Source organism: Scandinavium sp., assembly GCF_036271055.1.
In the GTDB taxonomy this organism is placed as follows: domain Bacteria; phylum Pseudomonadota; class Gammaproteobacteria; order Enterobacterales; family Enterobacteriaceae; genus Scandinavium.
Genome location: NZ_DATBBJ010000043.1, coordinates 1 through 25947, shown reverse-complemented (window position 1 = coordinate 25947; position 25947 = coordinate 1). Strand labels below are relative to the sequence as shown.

Genomic DNA, 25947 nt, shown 5'->3' with positions numbered 1-25947 from the left:
CTGTTATATACATTTTATTAACAATTGAGTGAGGTTTGGGGCAGCGCAGAGGCCGCCCACAGCGTGTTAGTGCAGTTGGTGGTTAACGACATTACGCAGGTGCTGATCGGTTTGATACATACAGAGTCCCGCTTTATGGGCGTTGCGCACTTCCTCGAGGATAGTCTGCAACAGCACGCCGTCTTGTTGCTGCTCTTTTTCCAGCGTATTCAAAAACCGCAGCGTGCTATCGTCTTGCAGCGTTTTGGCTTCTCGAGTGAGGGCGCACAGGGTGCGGGTGCGTTGCTGATGTTCTTCCAGAGTTTTAATAAATAACTCTTCGAGCGTTGCGCAGTGTTCTTCACACGATTTTGATTCTTTGACCACCGGATAGGCACCCGCTTTCTTCATAAAATCAAAAACGCGCATCATATGGGTGACGTTGGACTGTGCCTGCGATCGCAGAAAGGCGGCTGTTCCTGTGAGTTTATTGTCGGAACACCACTCGCTCAGGCGCAGATAAAAATTGGAGGCGCAAAACTCGAGATTCATTTGCGCATTGAGTTTTTGAACCATTCCAGGAACTGTCATAGCAATATCCTTATTTCCAGGTGATACCTGCTGACTTTCGCCGCGCAAAAACGTTGGGTGACCACTGCCGCGACAAAACTCAGCGTGAGTACTCAGGGAGGGGTAATGCGACACTGAATGCATGAAACCCTTTTTTAGAATACGCTCCACATTATTATAAGAAAACTCCTGGGTGATATTATTTACCAATCGTTACATGAATCCGTAATTAATTCGGCATGACAGATGAATACCCCAGTAAAACCTGATTTAACAGCATGATAGCTAATATCATTATAGTACCGGATTATTTTCTAAAACTGCGATCTGTCTGGCATTCACCATCCTGAGGACATGAAATAAATAGACCCTTTGTGTCATTTATACTTATTACTATTAGCCGTTTTTGTCTCAGGAATTGCGACAGATCACTTTTAACCATGATGTGTGAATTAAGCATAGAACCGAAAATTGATATCAAGGAGAAGTAAATGAAGAAAGTCGCGGTGCTGTTGGCGCCTGGGTTTGAAGAAGGTGAGGCCATCGTCACCATTGATATTTTGCGTCGGCTCAATCTGCAGGTTGAACTGCTTTCTTGTACGACGACACGGGGTGTCACCAGCTACCACGGGATCCCGATGGTCGCAGACAGTACGCTCGCAGAGCGCAGCGGCACGTTATTTGATGCCGTGGTGTTGCCGGGCGGGCCGGAAGGCAGTGTCAATTTAGCGGCAAACCCGCAGGTCATAGATTTTGTCGCGACACACGATGCCGCAGGCAAACTTATCTGTCCGATCTGCTCGGCGGCGGCACGGGTGTTGGGCGGTAACGGTCTGCTTAAAGGGCGCAAATATGTGTGCTCGGGTGAACTCTGGCAGGATGTTAAAGACGGACATTATGTCGACGCACCGGTTGTTGAAGACGGTAATTTGATCAGCGGCAAGGGCTTTGGTCACGTCTTTGATTTCGCATTTACCGTTGCCGCAAGATTACTTGGCGATGAAGCGCCGGTTCGTGAACACGCAGAGCATATTTATTATCGCTGGTGAGATAAGGATTGGCTGACTGCTGATATAGATTATTATGCTAACCCCAGGGTGAATTGTCTGACAATTCACCCTTTATTTATGTCATTTCTCGCTGAATTTATGCACGCAACTACTGTAATTCTGCGGTGTGATGGCGCTCTCCTATGGATAATTAATTTCCCGCTATTAATGTGACAGTGTCAATGCGCTTATAAGCGAAACCGCTAATGCATTGTTTTACTGTTGATTAAAAAGTGTTGTTCCGAATTCCCCTACGAAAAAGAACATTAAAGCTGGAGTTAACCATGCACAAATTCACTAAAGCGCTGGCGGCCATCGGTCTGGCAGCGGTTATGTCACAATCAGCTGTCGCTGAAACGATGAAACTCGGTTTTCTGGTCAAGCAGCCGGAAGAACCGTGGTTCCAGACCGAATGGCGATTCGCTGATAAGGCCGGGAAAGATTTAGGCTTCGACGTTATCAAAATTGCCGTGCCGGACGGCGAGAAAACCCTGAACGCCATTGATAGCCTGGCGGCTAACGGCGCAAAAGGCTTTGTCATCTGTACGCCTGACCCGAAATTGGGGCCAGCCATCATGGCGAAAGCGCGCAGCTATGACATGAAGGTCATCACCGTCGACGATCAGTTCGTCAATGCCAAAGGCAAACCGATGGACACCGTGCCATTGGTGATGATGGCGGCGAGTGAAATCGGCGCTCGTCAGGGCGACGAGCTGTATAAAGAGATGCAAAAACGCGGCTGGGATGTGAAAGAGACCGGCGTAATGGCGATCACCGCCGATGAACTGGATACTGCGCGTCGTCGCACTACCGGTTCCATGGACGCGCTGAAAAAAGCCGGATTCCCGGAAGCGCAAATCTACAAAGTGCCAACCAAATCTAACGATATTCCAGGTGCCTTCGATGCGGGTAACTCCCTGCTGGTTCAGCATCCGAACGTGAAACATTGGCTGATTCTGGGCATGAACGATAACACCGTGCTCGGCGGCGTGCGTGCCACCGAAGGCCAGGGCTTTAAAGCGCCTGACGTTATCGGGATTGGCATCAACGGTGTGGATGCGGTGAACGAATTGTCGAAAGGACAGGCTACCGGCTTCTACGGTTCACTGCTGCCAAGCCCGGACGTTCACGGCTATAAAACCAGCGAAATGCTCTACAACTGGGTGCAGAAAGACGCCGAGCCGCCGAAATTTACTGCGGTTACCGACGTGGTGCTGATCACTCGCGACAACTTTAAAGCAGAGCTGGCGAAGAAAGGGCTGTAAGGCCTGACGCAGTCGCCCCCGGTACTCACGCCGGGGGCAGAAAAGAATGTGGAGTGCTTATGCAACAGTCACAACCTTACCTTTCATTTCGCGGCATCAGCAAAACGTTTCCCGGCGTCAAAGCCCTGACTGACATCAGCTTCGACTGCTATGCCGGGCAGGTGCATGCGCTGATGGGTGAAAACGGTGCCGGAAAGTCTACCCTGCTGAAAATCCTCAGCGGTAACTATGCGCCAACCGGCGGCACGCTGGTGCTGCGCGGTGAAGAGGTCAGTTTTGCGGATACCCCCGCAGCGCTTAATGCCGGGGTCGCCATTATCTATCAGGAACTGCATCTGGTGCCGGAAATGACGGTAGCAGAGAACATTTATCTTGGGCAGATGCCGCACAAAGGCGGGATCGTTAATCGCTCACTGCTTAATTATGAAGCGGGTTTACAGCTGCAACATCTGGGGCTGGATATTGATCCACAGACCCCGCTGAAATACCTCTCTATCGGTCAGTGGCAGATGGTAGAGATTGCTAAAGCTCTGGCGCGTAACGCCAAAGTCATCGCTTTCGATGAGCCGACCAGTTCGCTCTCGGCGCGTGAAATCGACAACCTGTTCCGGGTTATTCGGGAATTACGTAATGAAGGTCGCGTCATCATTTATGTCTCGCATCGCATGGAGGAGATTTTTGCCCTCAGCGACGCGATCACCGTGTTTAAAGATGGCCGCTATGTTCGGACCTTCGACGACATGCAGCAGGTCAATAACGACCAGTTAGTGCAGGCGATGGTTGGACGTGAAATCGGTGATATTTATGGCTGGCAGCCGCGCGAACATGGCGTGGAAAGACTGCGCCTTGAGAATGTGAAAGCGCCGGGCGTTCGCATGCCGGTGAGCCTATCGGTAAAAAGCGGCGAAATCGTCGGCCTGTTTGGTTTGGTTGGCGCCGGGCGCAGTGAATTAATGAAGGGGTTGTTTGGCGGCACGCGCATTACCGACGGGCACGTTATGCTCGATGGCGAGCGGGTGGATATTCGTACCCCGGCACATGCTATTCGTGCGGGGATGATGCTCTGCCCGGAAGACCGTAAAGCGGACGGGATCATTCCGGTCCATTCGGTGCGCGATAACATCAATATCAGCGCGCGGCGTAAACACATCCACGCCGGTTGTCTTATCAACAATACCTGGGAAGCCAATAATGCAGCGCACCATATTCAGTCGCTGAACATTAAAACGCCGGGCGCAGAACAGCTGATCATGAATCTCTCGGGCGGCAATCAGCAAAAAGCCATTCTTGGGCGCTGGCTGTCAGAAGAGATGAAAGTCATTTTGCTCGACGAACCGACGCGCGGTATCGACGTGGGCGCGAAACACGAAATCTACAACGTGATTTATGCGCTGGCGGCGTCTGGCGTGGCAGTGCTGTTTGCTTCCAGCGATCTACCGGAAGTACTCGGCGTGGCCGACCGTATCATCGTGATGCGTGAAGGGGAGATTGCGGGCGAGCTGATGCATGAAAGCGCCAATGAACAGCAGGCGTTGAGCCTGGCAATGCCGAAAACCACTCAGGCCGTTGCCTGATAGCCTGACGAAGGAGTTAATCATGTCATCCGTTACCACCTCCGGCCCACGCCGGAATACGTTTAGCGCTGGGCGCATTTGGGATCAGTACGGCATGCTAGTGGTGTTCGCCGTGCTGTTCCTCGCCTGTGCGATTTTTGTGCCGAATTTTGCCAGCTTCGTCAACATGAAGGGGCTGTTACTCGCCATTTCAATGTCCGGAATGGTGGCGTGCGGGATGCTGTTTTGTTTGGCTTCCGGCGATTTCGACCTTTCCGTTGCGTCGGTGATTGCCTGCGCAGGCGTGACAACAGCCGTAGTTATCAATCTCTCTGAAAGCCTGTGGCTCGGTGTGTTTGCCGGTTTGCTGCTCGGCGCGCTGAGTGGCCTGGTCAACGGCTTCGTGATTGCCCGTCTGAAAATTAATGCCCTGATCACCACACTTGCGACGATGCAAATCGTACGCGGTCTGGCGTATATCATTTCTGACGGCAAAGCGGTGGGCATTGAAGATGAACGTTTCTTCACGCTCGGCTACGCCAACTGGTTGGGTTTGCCTGCGCCAATCTGGCTTACGGTGGCGTGCCTGATTGTCTTTGGCCTGTTGCTGAATAAAACCACGTTTGGCCGTAATACGCTGGCGATTGGCGGCAACGAAGAAGCGGCGCGTCTTGCCGGTGTCCCGGTCGTGCGCACCAAAATCATTATCTTTGTGTTGTCAGGGCTGGTGTCGGCAGCGGCGGGGATCATTCTCGCCTCGCGCATGACCAGCGGACAGCCGATGACGTCAATGGGCTATGAGCTGATTGTTATCTCGGCCTGCGTGCTCGGCGGTGTGTCGCTCAAAGGCGGTATCGGGAAGATTTCGTATGTGGTGGCGGGGATACTGATTTTAGGTACGGTAGAAAACGCCATGAACCTGCTGAATATTTCGCCGTTCTCGCAGTATGTGGTGCGCGGTTTGATTTTGCTGGCGGCGGTGATTTTCGACCGCTACAAACAAAAAGCGAAGCGTACAGTCTGATTTCATTCCAACTTTTAAGTGTAATACTCACCACGCGCCAGGGGTAATTCCTCTGGCGTTTTCATTTGAAAATGGCGAGCCTGGTCACACTGTCTATACTTACACTGCTAACGTTTAGTTAACAATGCCCCTTAAGCAGGGCAAGTGAGGAGGTAGACAGGGTGACAGACCCGTTAACCGTTCCGCCGGTTTTAAGCGGAAATTATGCCTTTTTCTTTGACCTGGATGGCACGCTGGCAGACATCAAATTGCATCCCGATCAGGTCATCATTCCCGAGCCTATCCGCTTAGCACTGCACCAACTGGCGCAGAAGCAGCAGGGGGCACTGGCATTGATTTCAGGGCGCTCAATGGTTGAACTTGACGCGCTCGCGGCTCCTTATCAGTTCCCGCTTGCGGGAGTACATGGGGCTGAACGCCGTGATATCAAAGGCCAAACGCACATTGTTGCACTGCCCACTTCGCTTGCCGCTGAGTTATCGCAATGGCTGAGCGAGAGCATGGCGGCGCTGACAGGCTGCGAAGTGGAAAATAAGGGGATGGCGTTTGCGCTGCATTATCGTCAGGCCCCGCAGCATCAGCAGGCGATTGAACAGCTGGCACGCGAAGCGGTCTCCCGCTTTGATGGCCTGGCTTTGCAGCCGGGTAAATGTGTGGTGGAAATTAAACCCATAGGCATTAATAAAGGGGCCGCGATTAAGGCCTTTATGCAGGAAGCGCCATTCCTGAGTCGACAGCCGGTGTTTGTCGGCGATGATTTAACCGATGAAGCCGGGTTTGAAGCCGTGAATGCGGCTGGCGGGATTTCGGTGAAAGTCGGGCAGGGGAAGACGCATGCGCAATGGCGTTTGGCAAGCGTCGCGGACAGCCATCAGTGGTTGCTCCAGCTCGCACAACAACACGCGCTAACTGACAGGAGAGAAGGCTATGAGTCGCTTGATAGTAGTATCTAATCGTATTGCCCCGCCGGATGATAAAAAATCCAGTGCTGGAGGGCTCGCGGTGGGAGTACTGGGGGCGCTTAAAGTCGCAGGGGGACTGTGGTTTGGCTGGAGTGGTGAAACGGGTAATGAAGACCAGCCGCTGAAAAAAGTCACGCGGGGGGATATCACCTGGGCATCCTTTAATCTCAACGAACAGGATCACGACCTTTATTACAACCAGTTCTCCAACGCCGTTTTGTGGCCCGCTTTCCACTACCGTCTGGACCTGGTGAACTTTCAGCGTGAGGCCTGGGAAGGCTATCTGCGCGTCAACGCTATTCTGGCTGACAAACTGCTGCCGTTGGTCAAGCAAGACGATACGCTGTGGGTCCATGACTATCATTTACTACCCTTTGCCAGCGAACTGCGCAAACGTGGCGTGGATAACCGGATTGGCTTCTTCCTGCACATTCCATTCCCCACACCTGAAGTGTTTAACGCGCTGCCGACGCACGCGGAATTACTCGAACAGTTGTGTGATTACGATTTGTTAGGTTTCCAGACCGAGAATGACCGTCTGGCGTTTCTGGACTGCGTCTCCAGCCAGACGCGCCTGACCAGTCGTGGCAGCAAGACGCACAGTGCGTGGGGGCATACGTTCCGCACCGAAGTGTATCCGATAGGTATCGACCCGAAAGAGATTGCCAGTCAGGCTCAGGGGCCGCTGCCACCCAAACTGGCGCAGCTCAAAGCTGAGCTTAAAAGCGTGCAGAATATCTTTTCGGTCGAGCGTCTGGATTACTCCAAAGGGCTACCGGAACGTTTTCAGGCCTACGAGGCGCTGCTGGAAAAATATCCGCAGCACCACGGCAAAATTCGTTATACCCAAATTGCGCCAACCTCGCGCGGTGACGTGCAGGCTTATCAGGATATTCGTCATCAACTGGAAAATGCCGCCGGACGCATTAACGGGCAGTACGGTCAATTGGGCTGGACGCCGCTCTTTTACCTCAATCAGCACTTCGACAGAAAGTTATTAATGAAGGTCTTCCGGTATTCGGACGTCGGGCTGGTGACGCCACTCCGCGACGGGATGAACCTGGTGGCTAAAGAGTACGTTGCAGCACAAGATCCCGAGAACCCGGGCGTGCTGGTGTTGTCGCAATTTGCAGGGGCGGCGAACGAGTTAACCTCGGCGCTGATCGTGAATCCTTACGATCGTGATGAAGTCGCGACCGCGCTCAATCGAGCGCTCATCATGCCGCTAACGGAAAGGATCTCACGCCATGCGGAGATGCTGGAGGTTATCAAGAAAAATGATATCTACCACTGGCAGGAGCGATTCATTCACGATCTAAAGCAGATAACGCCGAGGACGGCAGAAAGCAGTTTGCAGAATAAAGTCGCGGCATTTCCGAAGCTTGCGTAATTAAGGAAACGTGCCCGGCTTTATTGTGCCGGGCAGTTTTTTATTCGTCTTCCAGCGAAACCAGCAGCACATCGACGCCGCTATTCCCAACCACCGTTTTGGCGCTACAGGTCGCGCGCGCAAAAAAACTTTTATTGTGGTTACCGCAAATGACCAAATCCACCTGCTGTTTCATGCAAAAGTCCTTAATGTGCTCGCTTAACTCACCACAGGCGATAGTGGTGTTGGCTATCGGGTAATCAGCGCGGGCTGACAGCTCATCGAGAAATTGCCGCGTTTCTTCCTGCATTAATTCACGCAGATTCTCGAGCATCGGGGCGGCAAACTGGTTATACATCTCCGGGTCCGTCGATGAGGTTATCAGGCTGATACGGGCATTAACGGGGCGGGCAATTGAGACTGCTTTTGCAATCAGTTTATGACTTTCCGGTGTCGGTGCGACAGCCACTAACAGATGTGAGTATGTCATTGTGACTCCTTAACGGTGAGGGAAAACGCCTCTTTATTCCTATTACCCTGTTTCGGTCACTGCTGCAAGAGGGGGCAGGCGGCTGAATTGTGAGGCTCTTCTAATATTCATCAATTATTCTTATGTAAAGAATACCGCTTGACAGCATGGTTGAGTGAATTTTTACGCACTTATCTAAAATTTAAAAAAGAAATAATAGTTTTGTAACTTATTACACAACAAAACTAACATAATTCTAATTATTTCATTGTGAAATTATCGTAAATAAATCAACAAGTAACTCACTGTTTTACAAGGGTAAGAAAAAAAGTGATGCAAATCAGGGATCGATGCATTGTTAAGCAAAGGTGTAGGCAATTTGGTTTGTCCAAAAAGAGAGCAACTGAATGTGTTATTCAGAATTATTCGGGTGTACAGAATATAAAAGATCCTATTTTGGATGCTATTTATACAAATGACAATTGTAACTGATGGATTTGGTGTTATGATTCACCCACTTTATGTGACTCGTATCACATAATTTTCAAATTTAATGAAAGGCCACGTTGTATGTGTCAGAACTGACGAGTAGAGTTGCGTCGAATTAGGAAAAATCTTAGTCAATTGTAAGAATTTTTTAAATTGTAGGGTTAGCCTGGTTTCGAAGAAGGTGACCTTACAATTCGCAGGGATGTAAGCCTAAGACAACTATGCATTTTGGCCGTTTCTTTTTTTTACCGGGTATTTTACCCGGCGACATCACGGGGTGCGGCCTTGCCGCATAAAATAATGGTTGGTTATTCGGGATGGGAAAAATGCATACATCCGAGTTGCTAAAGCATATCTATGACATTAATTTGTCTTATTTATTACTTGCACAGCGTTTGATTAGTCAGGATAAAGCCTCTGCCATGTTCCGTCTCGGTATCAACGAAGAGATGGCGACAACGTTAGGCGATCTGACACTTCCACAGATGGTTAAATTAGCGGAGACCAACCAGTTGGTTTGTCATTTCCGTTTTGACAGCCATCAAACCATCACTCGACTCACACAAGAGTCGCGCGTTGACGATCTTCAACAAATTCATACCGGGATTTTGCTCTCTACACGCTTACTGAAGGAAGCTAGCCTCGCAGATGGTTCTGCAAGGAAGAAAAGGGCCTAATCATGAGCGAGAAAAGCATTGTTCAGGAAGCCCGCGACATACAACTGGCAATGGAACTGATTACGCTTGGGGCACGTTTGCAAATGCTCGAGAGCGAAACACAGCTGAGTCGCGGTCGCCTCATAAAATTGTACAAAGAGCTTCGCGGTAGCCCGCCGCCGAAAGGCATGCTGCCGTTTTCTACCGACTGGTTTATGACCTGGGAGCAGAACATCCACTCGTCGATGTTCTGTAATGCCTGGCAGTATTTACTGAAAACCCGGTTGTGCAATGGCGTTGATGCGGTCATCAGGGCTTATCGTCTCTATCTGGAGCAGTGTCCACAACAGGAAAATGGTCCGATTTTGGCCCTGACGCGTGCATGGACTCTGGTGCGTTTTGTTGAGAGCGGTATGCTTGAGCTCAGCGGCTGCAACAGCTGCGGCGGCAATTTTATCACTCATGCTCACCAACCCGTGGGGAGCTTCGTGTGCAGTCTTTGCCAGCCACCGTCGCGAGCAGTAAAAAGACGTAAACTTATCCCAGAAAGTGCCGATATAACACCACAACTGCTGGATGAACAGATAAAACAAGCTGTTTAACTGACGATCAGGTGTGGCAAAACACTCCAGCAGCGGACGCAGGTCCGCTGCTTTTTTTTGCCGCCGTTTCGGTTAATTGTTTTCTGTTCTTCCCGGGCTTACTAATCGTGGAAGGATGATGTCGTGCTTATCTTATTAGGTTACCTGGTTGTTCTTGGTACAGTTTTCGGCGGGTATGCGTTTACCGGCGGACACCTTGGGGCACTCTATCAGCCTGCAGAATTGATCATCATTGCGGGGGCGGGGATAGGGGCATTTATCGTTGGTAACAACGGTAAAGCTATCAAGGGGACGCTGAAAGCGTTGCCGTTGCTGTTTCGCCGTTCAAAATATACCAAAAGTATGTACATGGATCTGCTGGCGCTGCTCTACCGGCTGATGGCGAAGTCACGCCAGCAGGGAATGTTCTCGCTGGAACGTGACATCGAAAACCCAACCGAAAGTGAAATCTTCGCCAGCTATCCGCGCATTTTGGCGGATAAAGTGATGCTGGAGTTTATCGTCGATTATCTGCGCCTCATCATCAGCGGCAACATGAATACCTTCGAAATTGAAGCGCTGATGGATGAAGAGATTGAAACGCATGAAAGCGAATCGGAAGTACCGGCAAACAGCCTGGCGCTGGTCGGTGATTCTCTGCCTGCATTCGGTATCGTGGCGGCGGTAATGGGCGTGGTTCACGCGCTCGGATCGGCAGATCGTCCTGCGGCAGAACTTGGCGCAATGATCGCCCATGCGATGGTGGGGACGTTCCTCGGTATTTTACTGGCGTATGGATTTATTTCTCCGCTGGCGACCGTACTGCGTCAAAAAAGTGCGGAAACCAGCAAGATGATGCAGTGCGTTAAAATCACGCTGCTGTCGAACCTCAACGGCTATGCGCCACCGATCGCGGTGGAGTTTGGTCGTAAGACGCTGTACTCCAGCGAACGTCCCTCGTTCATTGAGCTGGAAGAGCACGTTCGTGCGGTGCGCAACCCAACGGCACAACAGTCGACGACCGAGGACGCATGAAAAACCAGTCCCACCCAATAGTCGTCGTCAAACGGCGTAAGCATAAAAACCACAGCAGTGCCGGACACGGCTCGTGGAAGATTGCGTATGCCGATTTTATGACCGCGATGATGGCCTTCTTTCTGGTGATGTGGCTTATCTCGATTTCCAGCCCGAAAGAGCTGATTCAGATTGCCGAGTATTTCCGCACACCACTGGCGACAGCGGTCACTGGCGGGCCGCGCATTTCAAACAGCGACAGCCCGATCCCCGGTGGCGGCGATGATTACACGCAACAACAGGGCGAAGTGAAAAAAGAGCCAAACATCGATGAGCTTAAAAAGCGCATGGAGCAGAACCGGCTGAAGAAAATTCGCGGCGAGCTTGATCAACTGATTGAGTCCGACCCGAAACTACGCGCGCTGCGTCAGTATCTGAAAATCGATTTAGTCCAGGAAGGGCTGCGAATTCAGATTATCGACAGCCAGAATCGCCCGATGTTTAAAACCGGCAGCGCGGAAGTTGAGACCTACATGCGCGATATTTTACGTGCCATCGCGCCAGTGTTGAATGAAGTCCCCAACAAAATCAGTCTTTCAGGCCACACCGATGATTTCCCGTATGCCACGGGCGATCGCGGATACAGCAACTGGGAACTCTCCGCCGACCGCGCGAATGCGTCGCGTCGGGAGCTGGTCGCGGGCGGCCTGGACGACGGTAAAGTGCTACGCGTGATTGGCATGGCAAACACCATGAAATTACAGCAGCACGGCGGTGATGACGCGATCAACCGCCGCATCAGTTTACTGGTGCTGAACACTCAGGCTGAACAGGCGATCCTCCATGAGAACGCCGAGAGTCAGAACGAACCGTTAAGCGTATTACAGCAACCGGCGGCCTTGCCTCCGGCGACCACAAGTCCCACATCGCCACAATCCGAGCAGAGGTGATAGCGTGAGTATGGATATCAGCGATTTTTATCAGACATTTTTTGATGAAGCCGACGAATTGTTGGCGGATATGGAGCAGCACCTGCTGGATCTCGTGCCAGAAGCCCCTGACTCAGAGCAGCTGAACGCTATTTTTCGTGCGGCGCACTCCATAAAAGGCGGCGCAGGCACCTTTGGTTTTAGCGTTTTGCAGGAAACCACGCACCTGATGGAAAACCTGCTGGACGATGCACGGCGCGGTGAAATGCAGCTCAATACCGACATTATCAACCTGTTTTTGGAAACGAAAGACATTATGCAGGAACAGCTCGATGCCTATAAAAGCTCGCAGGAGCCGGACGCTGCGAACTTCGAATACATCTGTCACGCTCTGCGCCAGTTGGCTTTAGAGGCAAAAGGTGAAGTGGCGGCCCCTGCGGCCGGTGCAAAACTGAGCGTGGTGGAAAGTGAAGAGTCCGAAAACGACGTGGCGATTGCCCCACAGCAAAGTGAAGGCCAGACCCGCATCGTGCTGTCGCGTCTGAAAGCAGGCGAGCCGGAGATGTTGCAGGAAGAGTTGAGCAATCTGGCGCAAATTAGCCAGGTGGTGAAAACGGCGGACTCACTGAGCGCAAATCTCGACGGCGCGGTATCGCAGGACGATATCGTGGCGGTGTTGTGCTTTGTGATTGAAGCCGACCAGATTGCCTTTGAAACCGCATCTGCCGCAGCCACTCCGGTGGCGGAAACGTCTGCACCCGCTGTGGTGGATGTTGCTGATGTGCCAGCGGTGGCAAATGCCCCGACGCTGAAAGCCGTACCGAAAGAAGCGGCAACCTCACCACGCGTTGAACGTGAAAAACCAGCCAAAGCCAGCGAGTCCACCAGCATTCGTGTGGCGGTGGAAAAGGTCGATCAACTGATTAACCTGGTCGGTGAACTGGTGATCACCCAGTCGATGCTGGCGCAGCGTTCCAACGAACTTGACCCGGTGCAGCACGGTGATCTGATCACCAGCATGGGTCAACTCGAGCGTAATGCCCGTGACCTGCAAGAATCGGTGATGTCGATTCGTATGATGCCGATGGAATATGTGTTCAGCCGCTTCCCGCGCCTGGTGCGCGACCTGGCAGGCAAACTGAATAAACAGGTGGAACTGACCCTGATGGGCAGCTCAACCGAACTCGATAAGAGCCTGATCGAACGCATTATCGATCCGTTAACGCACCTGGTGCGTAACAGCCTGGATCACGGGATTGAATCACCGGAAAACCGCATGGCAGCGGGTAAATCTGCCGTCGGTAACCTGACGCTTTCCGCAGAACATCAGGGCGGAAATATCTGCATCGAAGTCACCGACGACGGCGCGGGTCTGAACCGTGAGCGCATTCTGGCGAAAGCGCTGTCTCAGGGCATGGCCGTCAGCGAAAACATGACCGACGAAGACGTTGGGATGCTGATTTTCGCGCCAGGTTTCTCTACGGCCGAACAGGTGACTGACGTCTCCGGGCGTGGCGTTGGCATGGACGTGGTGAAACGAAACATCCAGGAAATGGGTGGTCACGTTGAAATTAAATCGAAGCAGGGTACGGGCACAACAATTCGTATTCTGCTGCCCCTGACGCTGGCGATCCTCGACGGAATGTCGGTGAAAGTGAGCGGCGAAGTCTTCATTCTGCCTTTGAATGCGGTGATGGAATCCCTTCAGCCACGTGATGAAGATTTGCATCCTCTGGCGGGCGGCGAACGCGTACTGGAAGTGCGTGGGGAGTATTTGCCGCTGGTGGAATTGTGGAAAGTTTTCGATGTTCAGGGGGCCAAAACCGAAGCCACTCAGGGTATCGTGGTTATCCTGCAAAGCGCAGGACGTCGCTACGCGCTGTTGGTGGATCAGCTGATCGGCCAGCATCAGGTGGTGGTGAAAAATCTGGAAAGCAACTACCGCAAAGTGCCGGGCATCTCCGCCGCCACCATCCTTGGGGATGGCAGCGTAGCGCTGATTGTCGATGTTCAGGCTTTGCAGGGTTTGAATCGTGAACAACGTGTGGCGTACACCGCCGCCTGATGGTAAGAAGAAGGGAAAAAAATGACCGGTATGACGAATGTAGCAAAACTGGCGGGTGAACCCTCTGGCCAGGAGTTCCTGGTCTTCACGTTGGGGGATGAAGAGTACGGGATCGATATCCTGAAGGTGCAGGAAATCCGCGGTTATGATCAAGTGACGCGTATTGCCAATACCCCGTCGTTTATCAAAGGGGTGACTAACCTTCGTGGCGTGATTGTGCCGATTGTCGATCTGCGCGTGAAGTTCAGCCAGCAAGATGTGGAGTACAACGACAACACGGTGGTGATTGTCCTGAATCTGCACCAGCGTGTAGTGGGTATCGTAGTCGATGGTGTGTCGGATGTGTTGTCGTTAGCTTCCGATCAAATTCGTCCCGCGCCGGAGTTTGCGGTCACGCTTTCAACTGAATACCTCACCGGTCTTGGTGCATTGGGCGACCGTATGCTCATTCTGGTCAACATTGAAAAGCTGTTGAACAGCGAAGAAATGTCTCTCCTCGACAGCGCAGCCATCAGCGCAGCGTAATGATTTCCCCCCGTGACTGCGGGGGGATTACTCCTCTTGTTTTACCCTCTCTAAAATTCTGATTAGCGCCACTTACATATCCCCGTTAACGTTGTGTGATTTACGTCACAATAGACGCAATATATTCTTTGCAGTGTGTCATTTTGTCTTGCCGCTGCGTCTCTAATTAACTGATTTATAAATACTAATTATGTAAATAGGGGAAAAGACTTAATTTTGTGCCCGGAGTTGGTTGAATGAAATCTCCTGAACTAGATTTCAGTTAAGGTACCCGCAACGGTGACCTGTTAACCGTCTGACGCACAACAAAAAAGCGTCAGGACTTCTGACTCCGGAGACGACCCGATGAACAGAATACGTCTTCTTGTTACTTCCGCAGGTTTACTGGCGCTGGTTTCTACAGGCGCGCAGGCTGTCACCAGTCTCGGGACCATTGCGGCGACTTTAACACTGACCAACGGTTGTCTGATTAACGGCTCGCCCAGCCAAAGTGGGATCAATTTCGGTACGCTCGATTTTGGTACGCGTCCTGCCACCTTCTCCACGCTCACCACTCAGTTAACGGGGGCTAGCGGGGGAAACAGTTTCACCGTCCAGTGCACTACCAGCAGCTATTCTGTCGCTATCACGGGCAATACCAACAGTACCGCGCCAGGAACGGTGGTTGGCACGCCGGGCACACCTGCGCGATATCTGGTTAGCACAACCAACGCAACGCAAGGCGTGGCTTACAGCTTGTACAGTGACAGCGGCTACAACACAGTGATCACCAACAATACCGCATTACCGATTGCTTCCACGACGGGAGGTGTTGATAGCTACACCTTGTACGGACGCATCCAGGGCGGCGGTAACAGCGTGACTGTCGTTCCGGGCACCTACACCGACACGATTAACGTCAGCGTCAATTACTAACCCCGCGAATGACATCGGGTGGATCAGGTTTCCTGCGGGAAGCCCGGGAACGGCTACGCCTTTTAGGACTGGTTGTGCTGCTAAGTCAGGGCTTTCCGGTGCAGGCGCTGACGGTCTCCACCCAGTCATTCAAAGTTAACGCCACCATCACGCCGGGGTGTTCGGTGTCGACGGGCAGCGGCGGGGCGATGGGCTCACTGAATTTCGGCAGTTACAGCGGGGTGAAAAGCGGCCAAGTCAGTACCCAGTTTGTACCGAATGCGTCGTTGTCCTTGGCGTGTACACCGGGTGTGGCGCTGAGCATGAGCATTAACGCCGGACAGAATTACACCACGGTGCGCAATATGCAGCGATCCGGTGGCACCGACCGGGTGCCATATCGGTTGTACAGCAGCAGTTCACTGGCGGCCAACAGCGAAATCGGCGTCAATCAGCCAGTATCTGTGACCTACAGCAATGGCGATAACATCGCGTTGACCCTGTACGGGGCCGCGCAACTGACCGGGTTTAGCCCGGCTGGGAATTACAGTGACCAACTCACCGTGACATTGTCATGGTAATGCAGGGAGAAAGAGGATGAACCAGAGTTGTCTACCGCGCACATTAACCGTGCTGGCCTGTCTGAGCGGCACTTTCCTGATTTCCTCTGCGGTACATGCCGCCGCTACGGTACTTATCTGGCCCATCGATCCGTTTCTGACGGCAGATAAAAAAGCCACCGAATTGTGGATTGAAAACCAGGGCGAAAGCGCCACCACGATGCAGGTGCGCATTGTGCGCTGGCAACAAGAGGGTGGTTTTGAGCGTTATCAACAGCAACAGGACGTGGTGGCTAGTCCGCCAATTTTGCGTGTGGATCGTGGCGGCAAACAGTTGATCCGCCTGATTAAGCAGGCCAACGTGCCGCAGGGCAAAGAACTGGCCTACCGAATCATTATCGACGAAATTCCGCAACCGACGGGCGAGACAAAACCGCAGATAGGACTCAAGTTGCAAATGCGTTATTCGATTCCCTTGTTCGTCTACGGTCAGGGGATGCCGGTGGAAACGGAAGGGACGAATCATGTGCAGGTTGATAGCCGCAATCTGAGCTGGAATGCCACCACCATAGACGGAAAACCCGCCATTGAAGTGCGCAACCGTGACCTCGTTCATGTGCGCCTGAGTCAGGTTTCCGTTCGACAAGGGGGGAGCGAGCGGGAAGTCGCGCCTGGTCTGTTGGGCTATGTGTTGCCCGGGGAGAGCCGAAGCTGGCCGTTGCCCGCGGGCATCACGCATCCCACGGGGATCAGCGCGACCATTAATGCACAGGACGCGAAATGGCAGTCCGCCGCGGGCAACTGACGAAACTTGCCGTGTGCATATTGTTAACCAGCTCAGGTCTTTGTCGGGCAGAATCGGGCGACGATCTGCTGCCTCCGCCACCGGACGCGCGCACCATCAACCAGCAGTCGGTGTATCAGCTTGGGCTGATTATCAACCATTACGATACGCAAACCGTGGTGCCGGTGACGCAGCGTGATAACCATTGGTTCGTCGCCAGTGCGGATCTACAACGGGCAGGGCTTCCTGGCGATAAACTGCCTGCAGGCGACGTGGATCTCTCCGCGCTGAGCCAGGTAAAAACCGAATACGACGGCAACGGCCAACGGTTATTGCTGACGGTGCCTTCCGACTGGTTTGCCGCCAAAGAGGCCACGTTTCAGAATGGGCTCAAACGCGCAAAGCCGCTGGACGGCAGCGGTGCGTTGCTCAATTACGATGTCTACACCAGTCAAACAGAAAATGGCGTCGGTCAGGCCGCTATCTGGCATGAACTGCGTTTTTTCAGCGGTAAAAACAGTCTCTCTTCGACCGGCTACGTCAGGCAAAATCTCAGCGGTGAAAGCCAGATACAAAATGGCTACATGCGTTACGACACCACGCTCAGCTATACAGATGACGACAATGCGCTGGAATGGGATCTGGGCGATACCATCAGCGATGCACTGAGCTGGAGTAATAGCGTGCGCATCGGCGGGGTGCGTATAGGCCGCGACTTTTCACTGCGCCCCGATCTGGTGACCTGGCCGCTGCCAACCTTTACCGGTGATGCGGCCGTTCCGACCTCAGTGGATTTATTTATCGACGGCTACCGCGCCGGGTCCACGCAGCTTCAGCCCGGTCCGTTCACGCTGTCCAATTTGCCGTACATCAACGGGGCGGGGAATGCGGTGCTGGTCACCACCGATGCACTCGGGCGGCAGGTCAGTACTACGCTGCCATTTTATGTCGCCAGTGAAATGCTCAAACCCGGACTCCGCGACGGAGCCGCGACCTTTGGCGCACTGCGGCGCAACTATGGTATCGAAAATTTTGATTACGGCCCGGCGGTCGGCAGTGGGACATACCGCTACGGCGTGAGTGATTATTTGACCCTCGAAAGCCATGCGGAAGGCGCGGAATCATTGGCGCTCGGCGGGGCAGGGGCCTTGGTAAAAATCGGTCAGTTTGGCATCGTCAACGGCAGCTATACCCACAGCCAAATGTACGGCGAAGGCGGTCAACAACTGAACTGGGGTTACCAGTACAGCACGGGCGCATTCAGCTTCATTACGCAACATACCCATCGCGACAAAACCTTCGGCAACCTGGCGCTGTACGACACGCCACGTCTTTATGACGATCAGCACAACCCGATAGCCAGCCTCAGCCAGCGCAGCGATCAGTATTCGCTGTCTCTGAACATGGGCAACTACGGCAACGTCGGCGCGGCGTGGATTGGCGTGGAAAGTTTTGATAGCCAGAAAACGGAGTTGCTGAACCTGTCCTGGAGTCGCAGCCTGTGGGGCAGCAGCAGTATTTATCTGGCGGCAAGCCGTGACCAGCAGCGCGGCGACTGGACGCTGGCGATGTCGCTGCAAATCCCGCTCGGCGACCGGGACAGCGTGGCGGTGAGCACCGAAAATACGCCGGATTACGGCAATACCCAGCGCATTAACTATAACCACACCATGCCGTCGGACGGCGGTTTCAGCTGGAATCTGGCCTGGGCGCGGCAGTCGGAATCAAGCAACTACCAGCAGGCGACACTCGGCTGGCGCAACAGCAATATCGAATTGCAGGGCGGCGGCTACGGTGAAGAAAATGCCATGACCTGGTGGGGCGAAGCGATGGGATCGCTGGTCCTGATGGACGGACAGGTGTTTGCCGCCAATAAAATCAACGATGCTTTTGTGGTCGTCAGCACGGACGGGCAGCCTTCGGTGCCGGTGAATTATGAACATCAGCCCGTCGGGGAAACCAACGATAAAGGCTATTTGCTGATAAGCGGTGTTTCGGCCTGGTATCCGGCGAACTACAGCATCAACGCCCTGAATCTCCCCGCCGATACGCAGCTTAAACAGACAGAACAGCGCATTGCGTTACGGCGTAACAGCGGTTATCTGCTTGAATTCCCAATGGAACAGGAGCGCGTGGCGAGCGTGATCCTTCATGATGCGGCGGGGAATGCCTTGCCGGTTGGCAGTCGAGTGTCACGCGCAGGCAAGCCGGATGCGCCCGTAGGCTATGACGGTATCGCCTGGCTGGAAAATCTCAGCGATAACAATCCGCTTGCCGTCACCACGCCGGACGGAAAACGCTGTGCGACGAGTTTCGCTACGCAGCCGAATCCTGAACATAAACTCCGTACCTACGGGCCGCTTCTGTGCCGGGAGATGAAATAATGCGTCGCGCTTTTGGGCTGTTTATTCTGCTGTGGCTGATGAGTACCACGGTTCACGCCGCCTGTACGGTGACCATCGCCAATGCGTCATTCGGCAGCCTGTCTTCGTTTACCGTCAACAGTACCGAACAGCAAACCTCGGCAAATCTTGTGGTCACCTGCGACACGGTGCTGAATCTTTTAACCAGCGACACGGTGTCAATGAACGTGCTCAGCGCGACTGCGACCTCGGGCACGCGCGCGGCAATGAAGCGCACCGATAACACCACGGTGACCGATGCGGTACCGGTGCGGGTGTGTGGTACTTCGTCCTGTACGAACAGCACCGAAACGGCAGTCGGGCAGACCTACAGCTGGAGCGGCAACACGCTGCTCGGGCTGTTGACGTCAAAAAGCTACACGCTGCCAATTTATTTCCGCACCGTTTCCGGGCAGAGCGTGACCGCCGGGCCGTATCAGGTGAATGTCACGCTGAACATCAGCTACAGCGTCTGTCCGACAGGCGTATTAGGAATTTGCCTCGGCACGCCGCAGGCCGGAACCACGCCGGTGACGACACAGTTGACCCTGAACGTCACCACCGACTGCATCACCATCAGCGCGCCGGATGTTAATTTTGGCAGTGCGCCGCTGATAAGCAATTTCCCCTCGGTTTCACAATCGGTCGCCATCACCTGCACCAAAGGCAGCGCTTACACCGTCGGTATCAACAACGGCGTCAATGCGGGAAGCGGCACGGTGCGCAAGATGGTCAGCGGCAGCAATTCGATGAGCTACGACCTCTATAAAGGCACCACCAGCAGCCGCTGGGGACCGGCTGGCACGGAGCGCTGGGCAAGCAGTGCGGCATCGTCGGTCAGTTCGGATGGCACGGTAAACACCTACAACTACACCGCCAAAATGCTCAGTGGGCAGAGTACGCCACCCGCCGGGAGCTACACCGATACGCTGGTGGTGGATGTCGCCTTCTGACGTGAGCGCATGACTTAACGTAAAGTTCTGTAGCGCCGTGCCGATAACACCGCTATCACGTTATTGAAAAGGTGTTGTATGTTGAACCGTCTCCGCGTTGTCACCCTGTTGATGTTGGTGTTGGTCGTCTTCGCACTGCTTCAACTGCTGTCCGGTGGATTTCTTTTCTCGTCACTCCAACAGAATCAGCAAAGTTTCACCCTCTCGAACGAATTACGCACCAGCCAGACTGAATTGAGCAAAACCTGGGAACTGATGCTGCAAACGCGCATTAATCTTAGTCGTTCTTCCGCACGCATGATGATGGACGCCGCTAATCAGCAGAGCAGCGCCAAAACCGATTTGCTCAAGAATGCGCAGGCGTCATTGGCGGATGCCGCTAAACATTACGCACGTTTCTCCGCTCTGCCTGTTCCAGCAGAACTGGCCGATGAGAACGCCGCAGTCGATGCCAGCTATCAAAAATATTTCAGCGGCCTGACTGAGCTGCTGGGCTTCCTGCAAAACGGCAACATGGATGCTTATTTCGCTCAGGCTACGCAGGGGATGCAAAACGGCTTAAGCGATGCGATGAATCAGTATGCGGTGCAGAGCGAAGCGCTGTATCAAAAGGCCTACAGCACCAGTCAACGTGATTACCACTTTGCCCAGTGGCAATTGGCGATCATCGCGGTTGTTCTGGTCACCATTCTTGCTGCCGCCTGGTATGGCATTCGCCAAATTTTGTTGAATCCTTTGACGGTAGTGATGGGCCATTTGCGTCGCATTGCCCAGGGGGATTTGACGGAGTCGGTGAGCGTGCGCGGACGTAACGAAATCGCCGAGCTGGCGCAAACCGTAAACCACATGCAGCAGTCGATTATCGACACCGTCACGCGCGTCCGTCAGGGCTCGGATGCCATTTATGCAGGCACCAGTGAAATCGCCATCGGCAATAACGACCTTTCCTCCCGCACCGAAGAACAGGCTTCCGCGCTGGAGCAAACTGCCGCCAGCATGGAAGAGTTAACCGCCACCGTGAAGCAGAACGCCGAAAACGCCCGTCAGGCGTCGCAGTTGGCGTTGAGCGCATCTGAAACCGCCCAGCGTGGCGGGAAAGTGGTGGATGGCGTGGTGAAAACGATGCACGACATTGCCGCCAGTTCGCAGAAGATTTCCGATATTACCGGTGTTATCGACAGCATTGCCTTCCAGACCAATATCCTGGCGCTTAATGCGGCAGTAGAAGCCGCACGTGCGGGCGAACAGGGCCGTGGTTTTGCGGTGGTCGCCGGGGAAGTGCGTAACCTAGCCAGCCGAAGCGCGCAGGCCGCGAAAGAGATCAAAGGCCTGATTGAAGACTCTGTGTCGAAAGTGGATACCGGCTCCGTGCTGGTGGAAAGCGCCGGGGAAACCATGAGCGATATCGTCAACGCCGTCACCCGCGTCACCGACATCATGGGCGAAATTTCATCGGCATCCGACGAACAAAGCCGTGGCATTGATCAGGTGGCCCTGGCGGTTTCCGAAATGGATCGCGTCACCCAACAAAACGCCGCGCTGGTGCAGCAATCTGCCGCCGCCGCTGCCGCCTTAGAAGAGCAGTCCAACAGTCTGACACGCGCTGTTTCAGTGTTTCAGATTGCCGCAGTCAGTACCCGTGCAGTGAGTAAAAAAACAACCGCTCCACAGCCGAGCCGCGAGACATTGAGCCCGCGCGCCGTCACTGCCGGAACGGAGAGTAACTGGGAGACCTTTTAACTTTACGCGGCCTGTTGCCGTATATCGGGAGTGTTGATGTTCAATCGAATTCGTATCTCGACCACCTTATTTTTGATTCTGGTGGTGTGTGGCCTGTTGCAAGTGGGCAGCAATGGGTTGTCGTTTTGGGCGTTTCGCGATGGACAACAAAACCTCAGTCAGGTTGAGCAAGGGAATTTGCAGTTAAGCAGTTTGATGGATGCCCGAGTGGTGTTGCTGGAGGCCAGTACCGCGCTGAATAAAGCCGGCACGCTGACCGCCCTGAGCTACCCGCCGGAGGAGATCAAAAAGCTGATGGTTAGCGCCCGGCAGAACCTGAAACAAGCAGACAAAGAGTTTGCCGAGTTTCTGGCTGTTCCTCCGGTGAACGATGAGGCAAAAACGTTGCAGGCGCAGAGCAAGCAGCGCTATGCCGAGCTTCACGCGGCGTTGGATCACCAGGCGACCTGGCTTGAGAGTAATCAGCTCTCTGACTTTATGACCGCGCCAGTGCCAGCAGCACAGGAGGCGTTTGATGCCAACTATCACACCTGGCAGCAGAACATTGGGGTGTATGTGCAGGATGCACGCCGTGCCAGCGACAGCAACTATCACCGTTCGGCGGCGATTTTTATCGCCATGGTGGTGATTGCCGCGCTGCTGACCAGTGGTGCGCTGTTGTGGACGCGCCGAATGATTGTTCAGCCGTTGAACATCATCAGCAGCCATTTCACCAGTATTGCGCAGGGTAATCTGGCGCGTCCGGTGATGGTGTTTGGCAAAAATGAAATTTCGGCGATTTTTTCCGGGTTGAAAGCCATGCAAACCGCGCTGCGCGATACCGTCAGCCAGGTGCGTCAGGGCAGTCATGCGATGCATACCGGGATTTCCGAAATTGCCGCAGGCAATAACGATCTTTCGGCACGCACGGAAGAGCAGGCGGCGTCACTTGCGCAAACGGCAGCCAGCATGGAGCAGTTAACGGCTACCGTCGGGCAGAACGCCGACAACGCTCGTCAGGCTTCTGGCCTTGCGAGTACGGCGGCAGAAACCGCGAAGCGGGGCGGGCAACAGGCATCCCATGTGGCCGAAACGATGCACGAAATTGCCAACAGTTCGAAGAAGATTGGCGACATTACCAGTGTTATCGATGGGATTGCTTTCCAGACTAACATCCTGGCGCTTAACGCTGCGGTTGAAGCGGCGCGAGCCGGTGAGCAAGGGCGTGGATTTGCGGTCGTCGCAGGCGAGGTACGTAATCTGGCGAGCCGAAGTGCACAGGCCGCCAAAGAGATCAAAGGGCTGATCGAGGAGTCGGTTTCACGTGTGCAGGAAGGGTCTGCATTAGTGGATACCGCCGCCAACACCATGACGGAGATTGTTCGCTCGGTAACGCAGGTGAACGACATCATGGGTGAGATTGCCTCTGCGTCTGATGAACAGCGTCGCGGCATCGAACAAGTTGCTTTGGCGGTGAGCCAGATGGATCAAGTAACACAGCAAAACGCCTCGCTGGTAGAAGAAGCCGCGGCGGCGACAGAGCAATTGGCGGGGCAGGCGGACCATCTGACCTCGCTGGTGTCGGTATTTGAAGTAGAAGAAAAACATGTATCGCAGCATGAAGGGGGTCGGCCATTAGCCGTACCCGTTGTTTCCTGAAAGGACGTAAGAAGAAGGCGCTATGACAGCAACTCTGCCCAACGGGCAATCGTCACTACTCACGCAGATGACACAGCGCCTGGCGTTGTCCGATGCGCAGTTTCATCGGATTTGCCAACTGATCTACCAGCGCGCAGGAATCGTGCTGGCCGATCACAAGCGCGACATGGTGTACAACCGGCTGGTGCGGCGTTTGCGCCAGCTCGGCCTCGATGATTTTGGTCGCTATCTGGCGATGCTGGAGGCCAATCAGGATAACGCCGAGTGGCAGGCTTTTATTAACTCGCTGACCACCAACCTGACGGCGTTTTTCCGTGAGGCGCATCATTTTCCCACGCTGGCTGAGCACGCCAAGCGTCGGCAGGGGGAATACCGGGTGTGGAGTGCAGCGGCATCGACCGGTGAAGAGCCTTATTCGATTGCCATTACGCTTGCCGATACGCTTGGCACAGCACCTGGTCGCTGGAAGGTATTTGCCAGCGATATCGACACCGAAGTGCTGAATAAAGCCCAGAGCGGGGTTTATCGGCAGGACGAGTTGAAAACAATGTCGCCGCTGCAGTTACAGCACTATTTCATGCGCGGTACAGGGCCGCACAGTGGATTGGTCCGGGTACGCCAGGAGTTGTCGAACTACGTGGATTTTTCCCCGGTCAATTTGCTCGACAAGGTGTACAACGTGCCAGGGCCATTCGATGCGATTTTTTGTCGCAATGTGATGATTTATTTCGATAAAACGACGCAGCAGGAAATCCTTCGTCGTTTCGTGCATTTGCTAAAGCCTGACGGATTATTGTTTGCCGGGCACTCGGAGAACTTCAGCAACCTCGTGCGCGAGTTCAGTCTGCGGGGGCAGACGGTGTACGCGCTGAGTAAGGATAAAGCATGAGCAAAATCAGAGTGTTGTCAGTCGATGATTCGGCACTGATGCGTCAGATTATGACGGAAATTGTCAATAGCCACAGCGATATGGAAATGGTGGCGACCGCGCCCGACCCGCTGGTCGCCCGGGACTTGATTAAAAAATACAATCCCGATGTGTTGACCCTCGATGTGGAAATGCCGCGCATGGATGGCATTGATTTTCTGGAGAAATTAATGCGTCTGCGGCCTATGCCGGTGGTGATGGTCTCTTCGCTGACCGGGAAAGGATCAGAAGTTACGCTACGGGCATTGGAATTGGGAGCGGTAGATTTCGTCACTAAACCACAGATTGGCATCCGCGAAGGGATGTTAGCCTACAGCGAAATGATTGCCGATAAAGTGCGCGCGGCATCGCGAGCGCAGCTGAGTGCGCATAAACCGCTGGCGGCCCCGGTGACATTGAAAGCCGGGCCAATGCTGAGTTCGGAAAAACTGTTGGTGATTGGCGCGTCGACCGGTGGGACCGAGGCGATTCGCCACGTGTTGCAGCCGCTGCCGTTGACCAGCCCGGCGATTCTCATTACTCAGCATATGCCGCCGGGGTTCACCCGTTCGTTCGCGGAACGGCTGAACAAACTGTGTCAGATTGCCGTGAAAGAGGCCGAGGACGGTGAACGTGTTTTACCCGGTCACGCTTACATCGCACCGGGTGATAAACACATGGAACTGGCGCGTAGCGGGGCTAACTATCAGATAAAAATTCACGATGGACCGCCAGTTAACCGGCATCGTCCGTCCGTGGATGTGCTGTTTCATTCGGTGGCTAAATACGCGGGGCGTAATGCCGTGGGGGTGATCCTCACCGGCATGGGCAACGACGGGGCCGCCGGAATGTTAGCGATGCACCAGGCAGGCGCCTGGACCATCGCGCAAAACGAAGCAAGTTGTGTGGTGTTCGGCATGCCGCGTGAAGCCATTAACAGTGGTGGCGTCAGCGAAGTGGTCGATTTAAGCCAAATAAGCCAGCAGATGCTGGCGAAGATTAGTGCCGGACAGGCAATACGTATTTAAAAGCAGGCTATTTTATTTGCCATTTTGAACCCGGGCAGTGCTCAGAATCCTCACGTACTTTATGTACGCTCCGGTTCTTCCGCGCTAGCCATGTCCAAACTGGCTGCAACAATTACGCCTTCTTAAATAGGCAAAAACCGAAGGAACTCTATAAATGGCAGATAAAGAACTCAAATTTTTGGTGGTGGATGATTTCTCTACCATGCGCCGCATTGTCCGCAACCTGCTCAAAGAGCTGGGCTTCAACAACGTTGAAGAAGCTGAAGATGGCGTTGATGCACTGAATAAACTCAACGGTGGCGGTTTTGGTTTTGTTATCTCTGACTGGAACATGCCGAACATGGACGGTCTGGAATTGCTGAAAACCATTCGTGCCCATGGCGCAATGGCGGCGATGCCGGTGCTGATGGTGACGGCTGAGGCCAAGAAAGAGAACATTATTGCCGCAGCACAAGCGGGGGCAAGTGGCTATGTGGTGAAACCGTTTACCGCTGCAACACTTGAAGAGAAGTTGAACAAAATCTTCGAAAAGCTCGGCATGT

24 protein-coding genes are annotated in these 25947 nt (G+C 53.7%); 22 read left to right on the top strand and 2 right to left on the bottom strand.

The window, feature by feature from the left end; all coding sequences use genetic code 11:
* Positions 1-66 precede the first annotated feature (66 nt).
* On the bottom strand, positions 67-570 hold the full coding sequence (locus VH187_RS06295; RefSeq protein WP_329700694.1) for a non-heme ferritin-like protein: 504 nt from the start codon (positions 568-570) through the stop codon (positions 67-69).
* 470 nt (positions 571-1040) lie between these two features.
* On the opposite strand from VH187_RS06295, the gene VH187_RS06290 reads away from it, so the two are divergent.
* The 6 genes from VH187_RS06290 to otsA all read left to right on the top strand — a co-directional run bounded on the left by VH187_RS06290 (position 1041) and on the right by otsA (position 7792).
* Positions 1041-1598, top strand: a complete 558-nt coding sequence (locus VH187_RS06290; protein ID WP_329700631.1) for a DJ-1/PfpI family protein — start codon at positions 1041-1043, stop codon at positions 1596-1598.
* Between the two features lie 284 nt (positions 1599-1882).
* A complete protein-coding gene (locus VH187_RS06285; protein WP_329700630.1) occupies positions 1883-2863 on the top strand; it encodes an arabinose ABC transporter substrate-binding protein in 981 nt (326 codons plus the stop codon).
* Positions 2864-2922: 59 nt separating this feature from the next.
* Positions 2923-4437 (top strand): L-arabinose ABC transporter ATP-binding protein AraG, encoded by a 1515-nt coding sequence (gene araG, locus VH187_RS06280; protein WP_329700629.1) that lies wholly within the window; start codon positions 2923-2925, stop codon positions 4435-4437.
* Between the two features lie 22 nt (positions 4438-4459).
* Positions 4460-5440, top strand: a complete 981-nt coding sequence (araH, locus tag VH187_RS06275; RefSeq protein ID WP_329700628.1) for an L-arabinose ABC transporter permease AraH — start codon at positions 4460-4462, stop codon at positions 5438-5440.
* 161 nt (positions 5441-5601) lie between these two features.
* The gene (otsB, locus tag VH187_RS06270) at positions 5602-6393 is read left to right on the top strand and encodes a trehalose-phosphatase (protein WP_329700627.1); all 792 of its coding nucleotides are present in this window, start codon (positions 5602-5604) and stop codon (positions 6391-6393) included.
* A complete protein-coding gene (gene otsA / locus VH187_RS06265; RefSeq protein ID WP_329700626.1) occupies positions 6368-7792 on the top strand; it encodes an alpha,alpha-trehalose-phosphate synthase in 1425 nt (474 codons plus the stop codon). Before otsB ends, otsA begins: the two co-directional genes overlap by 26 nt.
* A 40-nt stretch (positions 7793-7832) precedes the next feature.
* Here the strand turns inward: otsA and uspC are convergent, their stop codons facing one another.
* Positions 7833-8261 carry a universal stress protein UspC gene (gene uspC, locus VH187_RS06260; protein ID WP_329700625.1) on the bottom strand — a complete coding sequence of 143 codons (429 nt, stop codon included), beginning with the start codon at positions 8259-8261 and terminating at the stop codon, positions 7833-7835.
* Between the two features lie 794 nt (positions 8262-9055).
* Between uspC and flhD the strand changes: the two genes are divergently transcribed.
* The 16 genes from flhD to cheY all read left to right on the top strand — a co-directional run.
* Positions 9056-9406: a flagellar transcriptional regulator FlhD gene (gene flhD, locus VH187_RS06255; protein WP_329700624.1), complete on the top strand. Its 351-nt coding sequence runs from the start codon at positions 9056-9058 to the stop codon at positions 9404-9406.
* Between the two features lie 2 nt (positions 9407-9408).
* Complete coding sequence (gene flhC / locus VH187_RS06250) at positions 9409-9987, top strand: flagellar transcriptional regulator FlhC (RefSeq protein ID WP_329700623.1); 579 nt, start codon at positions 9409-9411, stop codon at positions 9985-9987.
* A gap of 123 nt (positions 9988-10110) precedes the next feature.
* Positions 10111-11001, top strand: coding sequence for a flagellar motor stator protein MotA (gene motA / locus VH187_RS06245; protein ID WP_329700622.1), 891 nt, complete (start codon positions 10111-10113; stop codon positions 10999-11001).
* Positions 10998-11930 carry a flagellar motor protein MotB gene (motB, locus tag VH187_RS06240; RefSeq protein ID WP_329700621.1) on the top strand — a complete coding sequence of 311 codons (933 nt, stop codon included), beginning with the start codon at positions 10998-11000 and terminating at the stop codon, positions 11928-11930. Before motA ends, motB begins: the two co-directional genes overlap by 4 nt.
* A gap of 4 nt (positions 11931-11934) precedes the next feature.
* Positions 11935-13974 (top strand): chemotaxis protein CheA, encoded by a 2040-nt coding sequence (gene cheA / locus VH187_RS06235; protein ID WP_329700620.1) that lies wholly within the window; start codon positions 11935-11937, stop codon positions 13972-13974.
* A 21-nt stretch (positions 13975-13995) separates the two neighbouring features.
* Positions 13996-14499: a chemotaxis protein CheW gene (cheW, locus tag VH187_RS06230; RefSeq protein WP_329700619.1), complete on the top strand. Its 504-nt coding sequence runs from the start codon at positions 13996-13998 to the stop codon at positions 14497-14499.
* Between the two features lie 345 nt (positions 14500-14844).
* Positions 14845-15414: a spore coat protein U domain-containing protein gene (locus VH187_RS06225; protein WP_329700618.1), complete on the top strand. Its 570-nt coding sequence runs from the start codon at positions 14845-14847 to the stop codon at positions 15412-15414.
* Positions 15415-15422: 8 nt separating this feature from the next.
* Positions 15423-15974, top strand: coding sequence for a Csu type fimbrial protein (locus VH187_RS06220; RefSeq protein ID WP_414713911.1), 552 nt, complete (start codon positions 15423-15425; stop codon positions 15972-15974).
* A 16-nt stretch (positions 15975-15990) separates the two neighbouring features.
* On the top strand, positions 15991-16758 hold the full coding sequence (locus VH187_RS06215) for a fimbrial biogenesis chaperone (RefSeq protein WP_329700616.1): 768 nt from the start codon (positions 15991-15993) through the stop codon (positions 16756-16758).
* Positions 16734-19121, top strand: coding sequence for a fimbria/pilus outer membrane usher protein (locus tag VH187_RS06210; protein WP_329700615.1), 2388 nt, complete (start codon positions 16734-16736; stop codon positions 19119-19121). The genes VH187_RS06215 and VH187_RS06210 overlap by 25 nt, the downstream gene beginning before the upstream one ends.
* Complete coding sequence (locus VH187_RS06205) at positions 19121-20092, top strand: Csu type fimbrial protein (protein ID WP_329700614.1); 972 nt, start codon at positions 19121-19123, stop codon at positions 20090-20092. Before VH187_RS06210 ends, VH187_RS06205 begins: the two co-directional genes overlap by 1 nt.
* 78 nt (positions 20093-20170) lie before the next feature.
* Positions 20171-21832, top strand: coding sequence for a methyl-accepting chemotaxis protein II (tar, locus tag VH187_RS06200; RefSeq protein WP_329700613.1), 1662 nt, complete (start codon positions 20171-20173; stop codon positions 21830-21832).
* 36 nt (positions 21833-21868) lie between these two features.
* Complete coding sequence (gene tap, locus VH187_RS06195) at positions 21869-23470, top strand: methyl-accepting chemotaxis protein IV (protein WP_329700612.1); 1602 nt, start codon at positions 21869-21871, stop codon at positions 23468-23470.
* Between the two features lie 22 nt (positions 23471-23492).
* Positions 23493-24359: a protein-glutamate O-methyltransferase CheR gene (gene cheR / locus VH187_RS06190; protein WP_329700611.1), complete on the top strand. Its 867-nt coding sequence runs from the start codon at positions 23493-23495 to the stop codon at positions 24357-24359.
* Complete coding sequence (locus VH187_RS06185) at positions 24356-25405, top strand: protein-glutamate methylesterase/protein-glutamine glutaminase (protein WP_329700610.1); 1050 nt, start codon at positions 24356-24358, stop codon at positions 25403-25405. Before cheR ends, VH187_RS06185 begins: the two co-directional genes overlap by 4 nt.
* A 154-nt stretch (positions 25406-25559) precedes the next feature.
* Positions 25560-25947 (top strand): chemotaxis response regulator CheY (gene cheY, locus VH187_RS06180; protein WP_329700609.1); only part of this gene is annotated, 388 nt, incomplete at its 3' end.